We start from the raw sequence: 15,711 nt of genomic DNA on the forward strand, positions 1-15,711 counted from the left end.
TTAGAAGTTATAGCCGAATTTTAGGCGGAATTCATTTTTCGTTTTTTCAATCAGATGCAGGTCTTTATCATCCTGCGCATCGAATTTTTCACGGCCGCCTGCAAGCTGAGGGAACCAGGTTGCTGTCAGCCAGTAGTCTTTAGAGCCGTAGTGGATAGATGGGCCAAGGAACAGCGTCCAGCGCTCCTGTCCAACTTCGGTTTCAAATTCAGTTTCGTATTGGGTTTCGAGGCTGGTATACCAGTTTGGCGCAAAACGGTAGCTCAGGCCTGTTCCTAATTTAATTTCTAATTCCATTTCCGGCTTGGTTGGCCAGTCAAAGTCTGCCGGCAGGTTGTCAATATTCTTGCGCTTGGCATAGGTTCCTTCAAAGCCTAAATTGCCGACCCAAATCAGGCTTGCATCCATAAAATATTTCTGGGCGATGAGCATATTCTCAAAAGAAATTGTCTGCTTGTCTTGCCCGGAATGCGGGTCTACAAGCCCGTAGCTGAGTTCAAACTGGCTGGATAAGCCGATGTTATTCGATGCCGGGCTGAGGAAGTTGTATTTAGCGCCTGCTTCAAAACCGGACAGTTTAAGGCCGATTTTTTTATCTTCCGGCAGGTAGCCGTCAATCACAATGCCTGAAGTATCGAGGGACATTAATTTGACGGCTGCGGATGCATTGAATTTGTCGGTAATGCCGCGCTCATACTCTGTTTTATAGTCAAAAGCCGAGTAATGGCCCGCGCCTTTATCGCTGCGGTTGGTGACCCATTGGTAGAGTTCCTGGCCGCCTTGGGGCAGTGTTTCTGCGCCGCGGACATAGCCAAATAAATTTTCATCTGCAAAGGCTGGTGCAGATAAACTTAAAATACAAACAGCGGACAGAATGCGTTTCATTAAGTGTTAAACCCCGGGTGTGAGTGCGTTTATGGCATCGGAAGATTGAGCAGCGTCAACTACTATTAAGAAGCATTAGCATTTCGCCTATCATTTGACTTCTGATTTTCGCAGAGTGTAAATAAATGTAAATTGCCGGTCAATTGAGCAAAATGCCTTTTATCTTAATCCTGCTTCACCTGCTGAATGTTTCTGGTTTTTTGTTTTCAAGATATTGATTAATATCTTTATTTTATGAATTGGTAATATTTATGAATTATTAATATACAATTGTAATTTGCCATTCTGTTTTAAGTTTCATTTAAGCTTCATGCTTTAATGCATTGGCTGCAAATAGGGTTTGCTGGACTTTTACTTCTTTTTAATTGATGGGATTTTAGGTGAAACAGTCTGAAATCTTTGTCCAGAAAGGGCTGATCAAGGCCGGTAAAAAGGAAGTTTCCTGTAAATAATCAGCCTGCGGAATGATCAGTTTTGCTGATCAATTAAGATTCTTTGGTGTAGTAAAAGTTAATAATTTAAGAGAGTGGAACAATGCTGGGCGATTCTGGCTGGCGCATCGCGGGCGCAGGCTCAGGTTTTGCCACTGGAATTAATTCATGCGCATGCGCCATGAATTCACGGCAATTCTCCGCCGCTTTCAGTAGAATCAATTTATTTGCAGCATAGAACAGAAAATGCTTAAACTCATCTACTACGTTCCTGAATCTCACCTCGAATCCAGCAAGCTTGCAGTCTTTGAAGCAGGCGCTGGCGGCATAGGCAATTATGAACACTGCGCCTGGCAGGTCTTAGGCACAGGGCAGTTTAAGCCGCTGAAAGGCGCAAATCCGTTTATTGGCGCGCTGGATACATTGGAGCAGGTGCCTGAATGGCGCGTTGAAACCATTGTGCTTGAAGATAAAGCATCTGCCGTCGCAAAAGCATTAAAGGCAAGCCATCCTTATGAAGAGCCAGCTTTTGAGTTTATTCAAATTATTGATGTTCTTTAATGCTGAATTTAAAAATATATTGGATACGCGTTAACGTCATTCGCAACTGTCTGAGGCAGGACTTAATTGATCAGATAAAGTATCTGCGGCTAAGGTGATAGAAGGCGGAATAGAACGATTTTTGCGATGAGAAGCAGCGCTCCGCAAGGTGGTTTTCTTACGAAGCTTCACTTCTCATTTTCCTGAAATTTAAACTTTAATGAAAAGATTCCATTGAGAGAATCAAGATTAAACCTTCTGAATGAACAGCTCACGGTCAAAACGGTACTGCGGGAAGAACACGCCGTCTTCTGCGCGCTCACCTGCGCCAATCACCATGACCGGATACTGCTGATCATTCAGATTCAAAATTTTGCGCACCAGCGGCTCATCAAAGCCTTCCATCATGCAGCTGTCAAAACCGTAAGCGCGCAAAGCCAGCACTAAGTTTTCGCAGGCCAGCGCAGTGGTTTTTGTCGCCCAAAGCTTGGCATCTGCCGGATTGAATGCGGTAACGGGCAGCTGCTTGTCCAATGAGCGGGCAAGCTTGAAAGCGACTTTCTTAAAGTTACCCAGTGAATTAAAGTAACCGGTTTTATAATTATACGGAATAATGCGGTAATACTTTTGCACGGCAGCCGGTGCTTCCGGAAACGGAAACTCGCTGATGTTCATTTTTGCCATTTCGTCCAAGCGGTCGGTGCGCGCAACGCAAACAATCAATTCCTGCGCTGTTTTAGCTGCCAACTGATTCAGGCAGGCTTTCACCAGCTGCTTTTTCTTGGCTGGGCTTTGCACCACATAAAAGCTCCAAGGCTGTAAATTCGAGGAGTTCGGCGCCAGCAGCGCCAAATCCAGACAGGCGTCCAGCACATCATTTGGAATAGGCTTGGTGCTGAACTTGCGCACAGAGCGTCGGCTTTCAATGACTTTGCGGAAATTTTCTACATCAATATCCTGCGGCGCAGGCTCAAAATAGCGTTTCTTTTCAGTTTTGTTTTGGCTTGTCATGAAGTTGGCATCTTAGCGGTTGAGTTAAAATTCATGTGGGGGCGGAAAATAAAAAAACCACCTGGCTGCGTGAACCAGGCGGTTTTCATTATCCAGCCAATGCTGAAATTAATTGAACTGGGTAAAGTCCGGCTTGCGCTTCTGCATAAAGGCCGCGACCGCTTCAGCCATTTCCGGAGAAGACACGCGCTTCATGAAAATTACCGCTTCATCATCAATGCAGTCCACAATTTCCTGCAGATTGTGCTTCATCAGCGCTTTGGTCTGGCGCAGTGACGCCAGCGGCAAGGCGGCTAAAATCTGCGCCTGCTTCAGGGCTTTTGCATAAGGGGCTTCTTCAATGCTGTTGACAATGCCGGCGCTGAGCGCTTTTTCGCTGTCAAATTTCTGCGCCGTGAACAGCAGTTCCGCCGCTTTATGATAGCCCGCCTGCTGAATCAGCAGCTTGCTGGAAGCGCCTTCCGGCGACAGGCCCAGGCTGACAAATGGAATCTGGAACAGAGCGGTATTGTCGCTGTAAACCAAGTCCGCATGCAGCAGAATCGTTACGCCAATGCCAATCGCCACGCCGCGCACTGCGCAGATTAACGGCTTGGAAAATCTGGCTGCGGATTTCAGCACCACAAACGGCGGCGCATCGCCGGCTTTGCCTGCAAGCGGGGCTTGAATGAACTTCATGAAGTCCTGCATGTCATTGCCGGCGCTGAAGTCTGCATTTTCGCCGCGCAGAATCACCACGCGGACGGCTTTATCCTGATCGGCTTGATCCAGAGCTTCTGCAATTTTCAAATACAGTTCGCCATATAAGGCATTTTTGGCTTCCGGGCGGTTAATGGCTAAGGTCAGCACGCCATTGTCTAAATTCGCATTCAAATGTTGATGAGGCTGTTGAATACAACTAAGTGTCATCGTACTATCCTTGCTTTAACTTAATTCAATTTTTATGGGCCCATTATGTCGCATTTTTTCCGTGCCGGCGCAACTGGTGAGTTCATAAAAAAACGATGATCCGCTATGAAATATGCATTTGATTATTTGGTTTTTATTGGCCGCTTTCAGCCTTTTCATCTGGCGCATATGCAAACCATTCAAATTGCGCTGCAGCAAAGCCATTATGTCATTTTAGCTTTAGGCTCCGCGCAGAATGAGCGCAATATTAAAAATCCGTTCACCGCCAGCGAACGCGAGAAGATGATTTTATCGAATTTTTCCGCGGCCGATCAGCAGCGCATCAAGTTTGTGGAAGTGATTGATGTCTATAATGATGAAAAATGGCAGAAACTGGTGAAGTCTTTGGTGGCCGGCATTACGCAGCCGCATCAGCGCATTGGCCTGATTGGCCATTTTAAGGATGATTCATCCTATTACTTAAAGTTCTTCCCTGAGTGGGAAATGGTGGAGCTGGACAGCATGCAGGGTTCGATGTCGGCCACACCCGTGCGCGAAGCCTATTACCGCGGCGATATTCAGGCTGATGCCTTTCCGGCAGGCACTATCAATTTTTTACAGAGTTTTCAAAACACCTCTATATATCAACAATTGCAAGACAAATTCCTGACCCAAGACAAAAGCAATCTGCCCTGATCTTTAGTTAAGCTGTTGTTATTCGGACAGCAATCTGCTTCGACTAAGGGGCAAGGCATGGGGATTAAAATACGCATAACACAGTGCCTTCTGGCCGGCCTTGCGGCTTTAAGCCTGCAGGCGCCGGCGCAGGGCTGGACGCTGACGGCAGCCAGCCATGTCAGTTTTGATATTAAAGCGGTTGGGCTGTCGGTGGTGAAGGGCACTTTCAATCAGCAGCAGTCCCGCATGTTTTTTGATGCCGGCGCGCCCAAAAATGCATCGGCTGAACTGATTCTGGCCGCCAACAGCCTGACATTCAGCAAGCCGGCCTTAAAGAATATGATTTTAGGGGAAGACTTTTTCAATGCGGCGCAATATAAAACCGCGACCTTTAAAAGCACGGAATTTCATCCGCTGGGCAATGGCCGCTACAGCGTGAAAGGCGACTTGACCCTGCGCGGCGTCACCAAAGAAGTTACTTTTGATATGTATTTAAAGCCGAATCCGTCCAACCCTAAACTGCTGGATGTGCAGTCATCCACGGTGATTAACCGCAGTGATTTCGGCATGAAAAGGGCGCTGGGCGGCGTTGGTGAAAAAGTGAATATTCAGCTCTCAGGCCAATGGCTGGCGAAATGATTCACGCGCTGCCATGCTGAAAATGGCGCAGCTCAATTCATATGTTTATGCGCATGCTGCAGCAGGGCGGCGGTCAGCTTCTGCAGCTGCGCAGACTGCTGCTTCCAGTGGTGCCAGTACAGCTGAATATTGCAGCGCGCTTCCGGCATAACTTCAATCAGCTGGCCCGTTTCAAGCCGGCCCGCAATTTGGTAATCCGGCACCATGCCAAAGCCCAGCCCTAAGAAAACCGCTTCGGTAAAGGCGGTAGAAGAAGGAATGTAATGGTGCGGATAGCTTTCGGCGCTCAGGCCGAATATTTTTAAAATGACATCGGTATGCAGGCGGTCTTTGCTGTTGTAAATCACAGCAGGCGCCTGCCTTAAGGCCTCTCTGCCAATGCCCTTGGTAAACCACTGCCGGCTGAATTCAGGCGTAGCTACCATGCGGTAGGTCATGGCGCCTAAAGGCTGGGCAAGGCAGCCGTTCATGGCGTTCACTTCTGTTGAAATGCAGGCATTCACCAAGCCGGCTTCGAGCAGGTGATGAGTCTGGCTCTGGTCATCGACCTGCAAATGCAGCGCAATTTTTTCTTCCAGCAGGGTCTGGCGCAGCACCGGCAGCAGCCATGTCGCAAGCGAGTCATCATTGCTGGCAATTTGCAGCCGGTAAAAATCAGAGGCGGAGGCTTTGCCGGTTAAGTCCTGAATCAGCGACTGTTCCAGCAGGCGCGCATGCTGCAGATAGTGCAGCAGCGATTGGCCGGCTTGGGTGACGCGGCAGGGGCGTTCGCGCACAATCAGCAGCTGCCCTAAGGTTTTTTCCAGGCTTTGTATGCGCAGGGTCACTGCGGATGCGGTGATGCAGAGGCGCGCCGCAGCCAGATCAAAACTGCCGGTTTCCGCCACGGCAAAAAAGGCATCGCACTGTTTATGGTTAAGCATTTTCCGTCCATTATCCAGCTAAAAATAATTTAGCCAGGCTGATATTTTCTAAATAATACTCAATTTAAGGCAAATAAACCGATAATGCGCTGAAGATATTTCATATGTTGTGCGCTTATGCTGAATACTTATTTGCAGGGCTTTGCGGTTAGCCTGAGCCTGATTGTCGCCATTGGCGCGCAAAATGCCTTTGTGCTGAAGCAGGGCCTGAAAAAGCAGTCGGTTTTTTGGGTATGCTTTGCCTGCGCGCTTTCCGACTCCATTTTAATTGCCTTTGGCGTAGCCGGTTTTTCGGCGGTGCTGCAGCGCTATCCTGAAATCATTCAGTTTGCAAAATGGGGCGGGGCGGTGTTTTTGCTCTGGTACGGTTTTCAGCATGCGGTGCAAGCGCTCAAATCTCAGCAGGCTCTGCAAGCCAGCCAGACTGAGGAGAGCCGCTTCGCTCAAATCATTCTGCTATGCCTGGCGCTGACTTGGCTGAATCCGCATGTGTATTTGGATACCGTCATATTGCTGGGGGCCATCTCCACCCAGTTTGAACAGACCCGGCTGTATTTTGCCTTAGGCGCCATTACGGCGTCATGGCTGTTTTTCTTCAGCTTGGGCTATGGCGCGCGGGTTTTGATTCCTGTGTTTGAAAAGCCTAAAGCATGGAATATTCTGGATGGGGCGATTGCTTTAGTTATGTGGGGAATTGCGCTTTCACTTGCTGTGAGCGCTTAAATTTTAAAGTGTTAGGATTGGGCTGATGAACCCGGAGCAGGAATTTGTGATTGTTGCAGAACTTGCCGGAGATAGGGCGGCAGTTAAAACTGAAAATTTATTTCTTGCGGCTCAATTGATATCAATAGGATTTGGAATCAATGAAAGTTCAACTTTTAATTTAGCAATCCGTGATGAAGATCATCGGCTGTTAGTTATAGATATTTTAATTGAACTGGGCGCGCTATTTTCAAGTGGAAGGGATTGGAGTCCTGCAGAGCTGGTCAGATATTATGTTGAGCTGGGGAAAATCAGTAAAAAATTTAAAGTGATTTCCTGGAAAAATCCGCATGATTATACGATTAGATAAAATCATTTAACCGATGTTCGAGAGCAGGGGCAGTTGAGCAGCTCAACTGCCCCTGTCTGCACAAAATCTATTTTAAGCCTGCAGCGCTTTAAGGTCTTCCAGCACTTGTTCCGCATGGCCGGCGGCTTTTACCTTGCGGTATTCTTTAACCAGTTTGCCGTTATGGAAAATAAAGGTTGAGCGTTCAATGCCCATAACTTTTTTGCCATACATATTTTTTTCTTTAATCACATCAAAGTGCTTGCACAGCACTTCTTCTTTGTCGCTGATTAAGTTGATGCTCAGATTCTGCTTTTCAGTGAAGTTCTGATGCGCTTTTACCGAGTCGCGTGAAATGCCGATCACAGCGGCATTCAGCGCATCAAACTGATCTTTCAGGCAGGAAAAGCCGATGGCCTGCGTGGTGCAGCCCGGTGTGGAATCTTTAGGGTAAAAATAAACAATCAGCCATTCTGCAGGCGCTTCCGCCAAGTTCACTTCGCCGGCAGTGGCAGGGAAGGATTGATTCGGTAAGCTAAGGTCAGACATGAGATGCTCCTTCAAAATAGTCAATGATGTTCTAATTCAAGCGCTAAAAAGGCATAGTCGCCATGATACAGAATTTCGCCCTGCCGTACAGGAATTGGCTTTTTAAAAAGCGGGCCGTCCAGTACGGTGGTATGAAACTCGCCGCCTTCACCGCAGGGATCGATGCCTCTGAGCAGCAGTTCATCAACATAATCCAGCGTCATGATTCTGCCTAAATCGGCTGCGGTCATGCCCAGCTTCAGATTGACCGTGACCAGCATGGTTTGAAAGCCCAGCTGAATAAATTCCTGAATGACTTCAAGATGCGGGCGCTGCCATAAAGGCATGCACAGCTGCAGGCCGGCCTGGGCTGCGACTTTTTCATGCCAGCAGCCGTGCTCAGGCATGTCTAAGTCGCCATTGACTAGGACTTCCGCGCCCAGCTGCCGGGCTTCGGACAGCATCTTTAGAAATTCTGCTTCATAGCTCTGCCAGCTGGCGCTGGCCAGCAGAATCGGCAGCCCTAATGCCTGCGCCTGCGCATGAATGATTTCCAAAGGCATGGCATGCGAGCGCGAGCGCTGGCCGTGCTCTTCCAGCATGGCAATCAGGCCTGTGGCTTGCCCCATCTTTAAAGCGTGATACAGCGCCAGCGTGCTGTCTTTTCCGCCGCTGTAGGAGGCGACAAATTTCTGCCCCGGCGCCATTGTTTTCCACGATTCACTCATTGTTTTTTCCAAATTCCGTTTAAAAAAGCAGTCAATAAAAAAGCCTGCAAAAAGCAGGCTTTCTCACAGTCAGTCAGCTTATTTTTTTGGCTGCTGAGCAGATTTCATTGCTTCTTCAGTCAAAGCTTTCAGCTTGCCTGTCAGCTGCGGGCCAAAGCATGCCTGCAGGTCTTTATTCTGCTTCTGTACAAAGGCTAAAGTTGCAGGGCTTTTCTTTTGATTGATGGCGCTTTGAATTTCCCATTTCTGCGCATTGGTCAAGCGGCCATCCGCTTCTACAGCGCAAGAACAGTATTTGCCGACTTCAGCAGCGGCCAGTTTTTTGCTTTTGCCCGTTTCTTCTTTACAAACATTAATTAAAGCAGATTTTACGTTGGTGCTCTTATACGCCTGCTGCAGCTTGTCATTGTCTGCGTGGGCAGCCGATGCAAACAGTGCAGCTGCAGAAACCGCAGCGGAAAGAATAATGTTTGACTTCAAAATTTTCATAAACTTTACCTTGTTATTTCGGTATATAACGGGTTGGGTCTTCGACACCTGCATCTGCAAAACCTTGTTTGCGGAGGCGGCAGCTGTCGCATTTACCGCAAGCGCGCCCTTGGTCATCTGCCTGATAGCAAGACACTGTTTGACTATAGTCTACGCCATGTTCCACACCTAGGCGAATGATATTTGCTTTGGATAAATGTAACAAAGGTGTTTCGAATTTAAGCGGTTTTCCTTCTACGCCAACCTTGGTTGCGAGTTTCGCCATGTTGGAAAACGCTTCAATAAATTCCGGGCGGCAGTCAGGATAGCCTGAATAATCAACGGCATTGATGCCGATAACAATCGCCTGCGCGTCAAAAACTTCAGCCGCAGCCAAGGCATAAGACAGGAAAATTGTGTTACGCGCTGGAACATAAGTTACAGGAATACCTTCAGACTCATGATCCGGCACATCAATGCTGTGGTCAGTCAGCGCAGAGCCGCCTAAGCTGCCCAAATCGATATTGATGACGCGGTGCTCTACGCCGGCTTTTTGCGTCAGCGCCCGCGCCGCCGCCAATTCAGTTGCTGAGCGCTGGCCATACATAAAGCTGATCGCGATGCATTCATAACGCGCCTGAGCCCATGCCAAGCAGGTTGTTGAGTCTAAGCCGCCAGATAGCAGTACAATAGCGCGAGGACGCATGTTCAATTCTCCAAATAATCTTCAATACACTTAACGGCCGGTTTCATCATTCCACAGCAGCTTGTGCAGCTGCAGCTGGAAACGGACAGGAAGGCGGTCTTCTAAAATCCACTGCGCAAGGTCACGCGCCAGCTGCGGCAGGCGGGCAGCGCCTTTTTCAACGGCAAATGCAGGCGAGAACCAAACCGTGCCGGCTTTTTCATTTAATTTATGGAGCTCCACCTGCTGCTTAGACCATTCATAGTCTTCACGGCTGCAGATCACAAATTTGATTTGATCGTGCGCGGTTAAATAGTTGAGGTTGCTCAGCAGGTTCCGCGCAGATTCGCCGGAAGCCGGCGTCTTCAAGTCTAAAACTTTAGAGACCCGCGCATCCACTTTGGAAACATCCAGCGCGCCGCTGGTTTCCAGCGATACTTCGCAGCCTAGATCCGCCAGGCGCTGCATCAAGGGCAGGGCATTCGGCTGCGCCAGCGGTTCGCCGCCGGTCACGCAGATATGCGGGGTTTTAAAGTCCAGCGCGGTTTGAATAATTTCATCCAAAGACCGGCGTTCGCCGCCTTCAAAAGAATAGGTGGTATCGCAATACGTGCAGCGCAGCGGGCAGCCTGTCAGCCGGATGAAAACGGTCGGCAGGCCCGCTGTATTGGCTTCACCTTGCAATGAATAGAAAATCTCCGTAATGCGTAACCCCGCAGACGGATCGGAAACAGGAATAGCGGAAGAGCGGAGGGATGTCATAGCAAAATTAAACCACAGTATAGAAAAACAAAAATCTCTACGGCCACTGCTGGCCGTAGAGATGAGGAACGGTTAAGGTTCCGCAAAGAAATGAATAAAAAAATCAGTCTTCGCGCAATAAATCGTTCAGGCTGGTTTTGGCGCGGGTTTTGGCATCAACTTTTTTCACGATGATGGCCGCGTATAAGCTGTACGTGCCGCATTTAGACGGCAGGCTGCCGGCAACGACTACAGAACCTGCAGGCACGCGGCCGTAATGGACTTCGCCGGTTGCGCGGTCATAAATCTTAGTTGACTGGCCAATGAACACGCCCATAGAGATGACAGAGCCTTCTTCTACAATCACGCCTTCAACAATTTCAGAACGCGCGCCGATAAAGCAGTTGTCTTCAATAATGGTCGGGTTAGCCTGAAGCGGTTCAAGCACGCCGCCAATGCCTACGCCGCCGGACAAGTGCACGTTTTTGCCGATTTGCGCGCATGAGCCTACAGTTGCCCATGTGTCGACCATTGTGCCTTCATCGACATAAGCGCCAATGTTGACATAAGACGGCATCAGCACCACGTTTTTAGCCTGGAAAGAGCCTTTGCGGGCTACAGCAGGCGGCACAACGCGCACGCCGGAAGCCTTGAACTGCTCTTCAGTCCAGCCTTTGAACTTAGTATCCACTTTGTCATAGAAGCGAAGGTCGCATGACTCGATAGGCTTGTTGTCATTCAGTTTGAACGACAGCAGTACCGCTTTTTTCAGCCATTGATGAACAACCCATTCACCATCGATTTTTTCAGCTACGCGAAGAGTGCCGTTGTCTAAGCCAGCGATTGCGGTTTCAACTGCTTGACGGATTTCAGCAGAACAGTCTGCTGCTGTGAAATTCGCACGGTCTTCAAACGCTTGCTCGATAATTGCAGAAAGCTGAGTCATGATCTTCCTTCCAGAAAAAAATTTTCCAAGATTTTACACTATATTGAGCTAAGAATAGATGGAAAATGAGCAATAGATCGGAATTAATCATTAAAAGCCGGATAACTTCCTGTCAACCGGCGGGGCCGGCGAATAAATCAGCAGATAATTTTTTAAGAATCAACAGTAAAACTGGAAATGTATCAAAAAATAACAAAAACTAAGCAAATTTTGAATAAAATATGATCGATTTATATTGTATATTTCACATCATACAGAACATGAATAATTCAACAATTTAATCTTTGACTTGAGGAGAAACGCAATGAAAACGCTACGTACAGTTTTAGCCGCATCTGTGTTGGCAGCATCAGGCGCGGCAATGGCGGATACATCTGTGGTTAAGGATGGCTATGTTTTTGAACGCAACCAGCTGATGCCGACAGGCGCCCGCGTTGAAGCAGGCACAACAGGCTATGGCGGCGCGCTGCTGTGGACTGCAAACCCTTATGTCGGCTTGGCTTTGGGCTATAACGGCGGTGATGTTTCATGGTCTGATGATGTGAAAGTCAATGGTTCAACCTATGATTTAGATATGGACAATAACAATGTCTATTTAAATGCTGAAATCCGCCCTTGGGGCGCCAGCGCGAACCGCTGGGCGCAAGGCGTCTATGTGGCAGCCGGCGCGGCTTATCTGGATAATGACTACGGGCTGGACCGCCGGGTTAATCCTGGTGAAGCATTTAAAGTTAACAACACCAACTTTATTGCGGATCCAAATGGCTCTGGCGTGAATATCAACGGTAAGATGGAATATAAAAATGATATTGCGCCTTACCTTGGTCTAGGCTTTGCGCCGAAAATCAGCAAAAACTGGGGCGTCTTTGGTGAAGTTGGCGCCTACTACACAGGCAATCCTACGGTAACCTTGACTGGCAGCGGCGATGCCTTAACCGGTGGTCAGGACTTCCAGGAAGCATTGCGGGCGGAAGAGCAAAAAATCCGCAATGATGATAAATACGAATGGATGCCGGTCGGAAAAGTGGGCGTAAACTATTACTGGTAAGCGCTGAATGCTGACAGCATAATGCATAAAAAACGGGCTTCGGCCCGTTTTTTATGTCTAATTATTTGAGTAATATTCAAGTTAAATGGCAATTCAGAAATGATGGCCGACTTTAAGCCCATAAACCAAGGCATCATTATCTGCAACCGTTGATAAGCCTGAAATTTGGGGCGCCAGCGGTGTGGATGAAATATCAGGCTTGTTGAACTGAAGATAATACGCGCCCGATGCTAAAAACGTCTGCGGACTGAAGCTGTACATGATGCCTAAGCCAAGCCCCCGGTAGCCGTCACTTGGATTCAAGGTGGATGCCGGATTGCCGGAGCCTTTGTCCCAGACAAATTCCAGCGCGCTAAGCCATCTGCTGTTCCATTGGTGGGCAATTCCCAGCTTGCCTGACCATTGATCTTTCTTATAGGAAATCAGCTTCAATTGAGCAAGCTCACTGTATTGCGGGTCTTGCGAAGCCCAATACAGCACCGCTCCCAGTTGGGGCGGCTGTATCACAAAGTTTTGCCAATTCGCCCAGCGCACAGCGCCATACATCAAATTGCTTGAATTGAGGCCGGTTTGAAATTCAAAATTAACGGATTGCGGCGTTTCTATCGCGGTCTGGGTTTCAGGCACAATCGTGAATGGGCCATTCGAATAAAATGTGGATTCACTTGTGCTATTTTTATGCTTGATTTTAGAGCGGTAGGTGATGCTGGTTTTAATTCCGTATTCAGGGCGCTGGTAGCTTAAACCGGCAAGCCAGCCAACCGCATTGTCATTTTTGAACTGCACGTCATAGCCATTGAGTGCATCATACTGCTGGCCTGTAATGTGCAGCTTGCCTTTAAAGCTCTGCAGGCTTAATCCACCGTATATATTCCAATGCGCATGCGGCTGATAGCCTATAAGTCCGGTTAAATTATTTGATTTAAAGGAAATATCTGCAGATTCGATTTCAATGACTGAGCCGTCCGGCAGCGCGGGGCTGTAATCATAGCTGATATTGGCCATATAGGGCTGTTCATATATCAGCCCTGCTGAAATTTGCGGATGCGGCTGGAACTTGAGCGCCAGTTTTCCTAAAAATTCACGTTCAGCTAAATTGCCTGTAGAGAAGTCATTTATGCCAAGCTCACTGATGAAGTCCTTATACTGCACTTCACCTTCGATATTGGCATTAATCACCGCAAGGCTGATTTCAGCATAATTACCGGGTTCTAAAAAAGCGGCGATGCTCTGATCTGTGCGCTCAAGGCCTGCTGCATACAGCGTGTGCAATGGGCAAATGATACAAGCTGCCGTATAGATGAATTTCGTTCTCATGTTGCCCTGGCTGGTGTACGGAAAGCTGTAATTGATTCGGTTTTTATTGTTATGCAGGAGCTAGTGTAGAGAATAAGTGCGGATAAATGAAATATTAAAACAATAAAAAATTTCAAATAAAAAACGGGCGCATTCAAGCACCCGTTTTTAATGGATTATTTTATTAATCTTCCGGGTAGGCGACCCGCTTCAGCGCCTTAATATCTGCATTTGGCGAGCACAGTGAAATAAACTCATAGCCGTAGCCGCGCAGCAGATGGCCTTTGCGCACCGCAATCCAGGTGGTGTTGACGCCAAAAATATCGGTCTTGATCTGCTTTAAGCGGTAATCGCGCTCCGGATCATAGGCCACATCGTTGACAATGCCCACACCCATGTTGAGTTCCACATAGGTTTTAATTACGTCGGCATCCAGAGCGGACATCACAATATCCACATCAAAGCCCGCATCTTCAAAGGCTTTGTCAATTTTGGAACGGCCGGTGAAGCCGCCGTGATAGGTGATGATCGGGTAGTGCGCCAGATCTTCAATGCTGATGTCATTCTTGGCCGCCAGCGGGTGATTCTGCGGGGTGATAATGCTGTGCTGCCAGTTGTAGAATGGCACGCTGGCGAGGTTGTCTTCCGCAGTCAATGATTCGGTGGCGATGCCGATATCCGCTTCGCCCTGCAGCAGCATTTCAGTGATTTCCACCGGGCTGGCCTGCTGCAGAATCAGGTGTACTTTGGGAAATTCTTTCTTGAACTGATTGACAATCGGCGGCAGCACATAGCGCGCCTGAGTATGCGTTGTGGCAATGGTCAGCGTGCCTTCATCGACTTTGTTGAAGTCATCCGCCAGGCGCTTGATGTTGTCGGCATCGACCAGCATGCGCTCCACAATGCCCAGCAAAGCCTGACCCGGCTCAGTCAGGCCGAGCAGGCGCTTGCCTTTGCGGATAAACAGCTGCACGCCTAATTCATCCTCTAAATCCTTAATATGCTTGCTCACGCCCGATTGCGAGGTGTAAAGCGCAGCGGAAGCTTCAGTTAAATTAAAGTTCTGTCTAACGGTTTCTCTAATAATTCTTAGCTGCTGGAAATTCATGGTTCTGCGTACCTCAAAATTGATGGGGCTTTCTGGCCCCATCATAAAGCCTTAAGCGACTTGGTTTTCAAATAAATGCAAAGCGGAAGCGCTGAGCCATACGGTCTGGTTTGGACGGAACTGATGCAGCTTGGCTTCGTCCGGCGTCAATGAGATTTCAATCAGGTTGCCTTGGCGGTCATTCAGCTCCGCCAGGACTTTGCCGGCAATCCAGACTTCGCGCAGGAAGGTGGCCTGAATGGCGTTTTCCTGCGGCTGCGCATGAATGCGCAGTTCATCCGGGCGGGCAAAGGCGATTACAGCGCCTTGCGGCGCATTCGGCGCTTGCGGCAGCTGGATGCGGTCTTCGCCGATCTGAATCACGCCGTTGCTGTTCTGGCCTTCAAAACGGTTGGCCTGGCCCAGGAAGTCAAAGACAAAGGGCGTAGCCGGCTTTTCATAGACTTCGCGCGGCGAGCCGATTTGCTCGACATTGCCTTTATTCATCACAATGATCTGATCCGCAACTTCCAGCGCTTCTTCCTGATCGTGGGTGACAAAAATAGAGGTAATGTGCAGTTCATCATGCAGCGTGCGCAGCCAGCGGCGCAGTTCTTTGCGCACTTTGGCATCCAAAGCGCCGAAGGGTTCATCCAGCAGCAGCACGCGCGGCTCAACCGCCAGCGCGCGCGCCAAGGCAATGCGCTGGCGCTGCCCGCCGGAAAGCTGCGCCGGATAGCGGTCAGCTAAAAAGCCCAGCTGCACCAAGTCCAGCAGGCGGGTTACGCGCTTTTTGATTTCCGCTTCATTCGGGCGCGTAGCGCGCGGGCGCACGCGCAGGCCAAAGGCAATATTTTCAAATACGGTCATGTGGCGGAACAGCGCATAATGCTGGAATACAAAGCCGACTTCACGTTCGCGCACGTGCACTTTGGTCGCATCTTCGCCTTCAAGAATCACTTGGCCGCCGTCTGCAGATTCTAAGCCGGCAATAATCCGCAGCAGCGTGGTTTTGCCGCAGCCGGAAGGGCCAAGCAGGGCCACCAGCTGGCCCTCCGGAAAATCTAAAGAGATATTTTTCAGCGCATGGAATGCACCAAAGTGTTTTTCAATATTTTTAACTTGAATACTCATGAGG

Annotated in this window: 19 protein-coding genes; 6 read left to right on the forward strand and 13 right to left on the reverse strand. The window is 48.8% G+C overall.

Features of this window, described 5'->3' with window-relative positions:
• Complete coding sequence (locus tag BEN74_RS17205; RefSeq protein WP_068907626.1) at nt 1–885, reverse strand: DUF6662 family protein; 885 nt, start codon at nt 883–885, stop codon at nt 1–3.
• Between the two features lie 677 nt (nt 886–1,562).
• On the opposite strand from BEN74_RS17205, the gene BEN74_RS17210 reads away from it, so the two are divergent.
• Nucleotides 1,563–1,877, forward strand: coding sequence for an NGG1p interacting factor NIF3 (locus BEN74_RS17210; RefSeq protein WP_068907629.1), 315 nt, complete (start codon nt 1,563–1,565; stop codon nt 1,875–1,877).
• Between the two features lie 228 nt (nt 1,878–2,105).
• Here the strand turns inward: BEN74_RS17210 and BEN74_RS17215 are convergent, their stop codons facing one another.
• A complete protein-coding gene (locus BEN74_RS17215) occupies nt 2,106–2,867 on the reverse strand; it encodes a nitroreductase family protein (protein ID WP_068907631.1) in 762 nt (253 codons plus the stop codon).
• 108 nt (nt 2,868–2,975) lie between these two features.
• Nucleotides 2,976–3,776 carry an enoyl-CoA hydratase gene (locus BEN74_RS17220; protein ID WP_068907633.1) on the reverse strand — a complete coding sequence of 267 codons (801 nt, stop codon included), beginning with the start codon at nt 3,774–3,776 and terminating at the stop codon, nt 2,976–2,978.
• Nucleotides 3,777–3,881: 105 nt separating this feature from the next.
• Between BEN74_RS17220 and BEN74_RS17225 the strand changes: the two genes are divergently transcribed.
• Together BEN74_RS17225 and BEN74_RS17230 are read left to right on the forward strand one after the other, a co-directional pair.
• Nucleotides 3,882–4,451 (forward strand): nicotinate-nicotinamide nucleotide adenylyltransferase, encoded by a 570-nt coding sequence (locus tag BEN74_RS17225; protein WP_068907635.1) that lies wholly within the window; start codon nt 3,882–3,884, stop codon nt 4,449–4,451.
• Between the two features lie 57 nt (nt 4,452–4,508).
• Entirely contained in the window at nt 4,509–5,072 is a 564-nt protein-coding gene (locus BEN74_RS17230; RefSeq protein WP_068907637.1) for a YceI family protein, read from the forward strand.
• A gap of 32 nt (nt 5,073–5,104) precedes the next feature.
• On the opposite strand, the gene BEN74_RS17235 is transcribed toward BEN74_RS17230, so the two are convergent.
• Nucleotides 5,105–5,995 (reverse strand): LysR family transcriptional regulator ArgP, encoded by an 891-nt coding sequence (locus BEN74_RS17235; RefSeq protein ID WP_068907639.1) that lies wholly within the window; start codon nt 5,993–5,995, stop codon nt 5,105–5,107.
• Between the two features lie 117 nt (nt 5,996–6,112).
• On the opposite strand from BEN74_RS17235, the gene BEN74_RS17240 reads away from it, so the two are divergent.
• Both BEN74_RS17240 and BEN74_RS17245 read left to right on the forward strand, forming a co-directional pair.
• Nucleotides 6,113–6,718, forward strand: coding sequence for a LysE/ArgO family amino acid transporter (locus BEN74_RS17240; RefSeq protein WP_068907641.1), 606 nt, complete (start codon nt 6,113–6,115; stop codon nt 6,716–6,718).
• Nucleotides 6,719–6,743: 25 nt separating this feature from the next.
• Nucleotides 6,744–7,067: a hypothetical protein gene (locus BEN74_RS17245; RefSeq protein ID WP_068907643.1), complete on the forward strand. Its 324-nt coding sequence runs from the start codon at nt 6,744–6,746 to the stop codon at nt 7,065–7,067.
• Between the two features lie 72 nt (nt 7,068–7,139).
• Here BEN74_RS17245 and BEN74_RS17250 read toward each other — a convergent pair whose 3' ends face one another.
• From BEN74_RS17250 to dapD, 6 genes are all read right to left on the reverse strand, one after another.
• A complete protein-coding gene (locus tag BEN74_RS17250; protein ID WP_068907645.1) occupies nt 7,140–7,595 on the reverse strand; it encodes a peroxiredoxin in 456 nt (151 codons plus the stop codon).
• Nucleotides 7,596–7,615: 20 nt separating this feature from the next.
• Nucleotides 7,616–8,302, reverse strand: a complete 687-nt coding sequence (locus BEN74_RS17255; protein ID WP_068907647.1) for a diphthine--ammonia ligase — start codon at nt 8,300–8,302, stop codon at nt 7,616–7,618.
• A 78-nt stretch (nt 8,303–8,380) separates the two neighbouring features.
• The gene (locus BEN74_RS17260; protein WP_068907649.1) at nt 8,381–8,791 is read right to left on the reverse strand and encodes a hypothetical protein; all 411 of its coding nucleotides are present in this window, start codon (nt 8,789–8,791) and stop codon (nt 8,381–8,383) included.
• 13 nt (nt 8,792–8,804) lie between these two features.
• Nucleotides 8,805–9,476 (reverse strand): 7-cyano-7-deazaguanine synthase QueC, encoded by a 672-nt coding sequence (gene queC, locus BEN74_RS17265; protein WP_068907651.1) that lies wholly within the window; start codon nt 9,474–9,476, stop codon nt 8,805–8,807.
• Nucleotides 9,477–9,506: 30 nt separating this feature from the next.
• Complete coding sequence (gene queE, locus BEN74_RS17270; RefSeq protein WP_068907653.1) at nt 9,507–10,217, reverse strand: 7-carboxy-7-deazaguanine synthase QueE; 711 nt, start codon at nt 10,215–10,217, stop codon at nt 9,507–9,509.
• Nucleotides 10,218–10,320: 103 nt separating this feature from the next.
• Complete coding sequence (dapD, locus tag BEN74_RS17275) at nt 10,321–11,142, reverse strand: 2,3,4,5-tetrahydropyridine-2,6-dicarboxylate N-succinyltransferase (RefSeq protein ID WP_068907655.1); 822 nt, start codon at nt 11,140–11,142, stop codon at nt 10,321–10,323.
• Between the two features lie 304 nt (nt 11,143–11,446).
• Here dapD and carO point away from each other — a divergent pair, with 304 nt between their 5' ends.
• Nucleotides 11,447–12,190 (forward strand): ornithine uptake porin CarO, encoded by a 744-nt coding sequence (gene carO, locus BEN74_RS17280; protein WP_068907657.1) that lies wholly within the window; start codon nt 11,447–11,449, stop codon nt 12,188–12,190.
• 93 nt (nt 12,191–12,283) lie between these two features.
• Here carO and BEN74_RS17285 read toward each other — a convergent pair whose 3' ends face one another.
• From BEN74_RS17285 to BEN74_RS17295, 3 genes are all read right to left on the reverse strand, one after another.
• A complete protein-coding gene (locus BEN74_RS17285; RefSeq protein ID WP_068907659.1) occupies nt 12,284–13,507 on the reverse strand; it encodes an outer membrane protein transport protein in 1,224 nt (407 codons plus the stop codon).
• Nucleotides 13,508–13,670: 163 nt separating this feature from the next.
• Nucleotides 13,671–14,594: a CysB family HTH-type transcriptional regulator gene (locus BEN74_RS17290; RefSeq protein ID WP_068907661.1), complete on the reverse strand. Its 924-nt coding sequence runs from the start codon at nt 14,592–14,594 to the stop codon at nt 13,671–13,673.
• 51 nt (nt 14,595–14,645) lie between these two features.
• Nucleotides 14,646–15,707, reverse strand: coding sequence for a sulfate/molybdate ABC transporter ATP-binding protein (locus BEN74_RS17295; protein WP_068907663.1), 1,062 nt, complete (start codon nt 15,705–15,707; stop codon nt 14,646–14,648).
• Nucleotides 15,708–15,711 lie beyond the last annotated feature (4 nt).

This window comes from Acinetobacter sp. WCHAc010034 (genome assembly GCF_001696615.3).
Classification (GTDB): Bacteria; Pseudomonadota; Gammaproteobacteria; order Pseudomonadales; family Moraxellaceae; genus Acinetobacter.

Bases quoted from the DNA above. Each gene is read 5' to 3' on its own strand.
- BEN74_RS17205 (WP_068907626.1), bottom strand. From the start codon at position 885: ATGAAACGCATTCTGTCCGCTGTTTGTATTTTAAGTTTATCTGCACCA.
- BEN74_RS17210 (WP_068907629.1), top strand. From the start codon at position 1,563: ATGCTTAAACTCATCTACTACGTTCCTGAATCTCACCTCGAATCCAGC.
- BEN74_RS17215 (WP_068907631.1), bottom strand. From the start codon at position 2,867: ATGACAAGCCAAAACAAAACTGAAAAGAAACGCTATTTTGAGCCTGCG.
- BEN74_RS17220 (WP_068907633.1), bottom strand. From the start codon at position 3,776: ATGACACTTAGTTGTATTCAACAGCCTCATCAACATTTGAATGCGAAT.
- BEN74_RS17225 (WP_068907635.1), top strand. From the start codon at position 3,882: ATGAAATATGCATTTGATTATTTGGTTTTTATTGGCCGCTTTCAGCCT.
- BEN74_RS17230 (WP_068907637.1), top strand. From the start codon at position 4,509: ATGGGGATTAAAATACGCATAACACAGTGCCTTCTGGCCGGCCTTGCG.
- BEN74_RS17235 (WP_068907639.1), bottom strand. From the start codon at position 5,995: ATGCTTAACCATAAACAGTGCGATGCCTTTTTTGCCGTGGCGGAAACC.
- BEN74_RS17240 (WP_068907641.1), top strand. From the start codon at position 6,113: ATGCTGAATACTTATTTGCAGGGCTTTGCGGTTAGCCTGAGCCTGATT.
- BEN74_RS17245 (WP_068907643.1), top strand. From the start codon at position 6,744: ATGAACCCGGAGCAGGAATTTGTGATTGTTGCAGAACTTGCCGGAGAT.
- BEN74_RS17250 (WP_068907645.1), bottom strand. From the start codon at position 7,595: ATGTCTGACCTTAGCTTACCGAATCAATCCTTCCCTGCCACTGCCGGC.
- BEN74_RS17255 (WP_068907647.1), bottom strand. From the start codon at position 8,302: ATGAGTGAATCGTGGAAAACAATGGCGCCGGGGCAGAAATTTGTCGCC.
- BEN74_RS17260 (WP_068907649.1), bottom strand. From the start codon at position 8,791: ATGAAAATTTTGAAGTCAAACATTATTCTTTCCGCTGCGGTTTCTGCA.
- queC (WP_068907651.1), bottom strand. From the start codon at position 9,476: ATGCGTCCTCGCGCTATTGTACTGCTATCTGGCGGCTTAGACTCAACA.
- queE (WP_068907653.1), bottom strand. From the start codon at position 10,217: ATGACATCCCTCCGCTCTTCCGCTATTCCTGTTTCCGATCCGTCTGCG.
- dapD (WP_068907655.1), bottom strand. From the start codon at position 11,142: ATGACTCAGCTTTCTGCAATTATCGAGCAAGCGTTTGAAGACCGTGCG.
- carO (WP_068907657.1), top strand. From the start codon at position 11,447: ATGAAAACGCTACGTACAGTTTTAGCCGCATCTGTGTTGGCAGCATCA.
- BEN74_RS17285 (WP_068907659.1), bottom strand. From the start codon at position 13,507: ATGAGAACGAAATTCATCTATACGGCAGCTTGTATCATTTGCCCATTG.
- BEN74_RS17290 (WP_068907661.1), bottom strand. From the start codon at position 14,594: ATGAATTTCCAGCAGCTAAGAATTATTAGAGAAACCGTTAGACAGAAC.
- BEN74_RS17295 (WP_068907663.1), bottom strand. From the start codon at position 15,707: ATGAGTATTCAAGTTAAAAATATTGAAAAACACTTTGGTGCATTCCAT.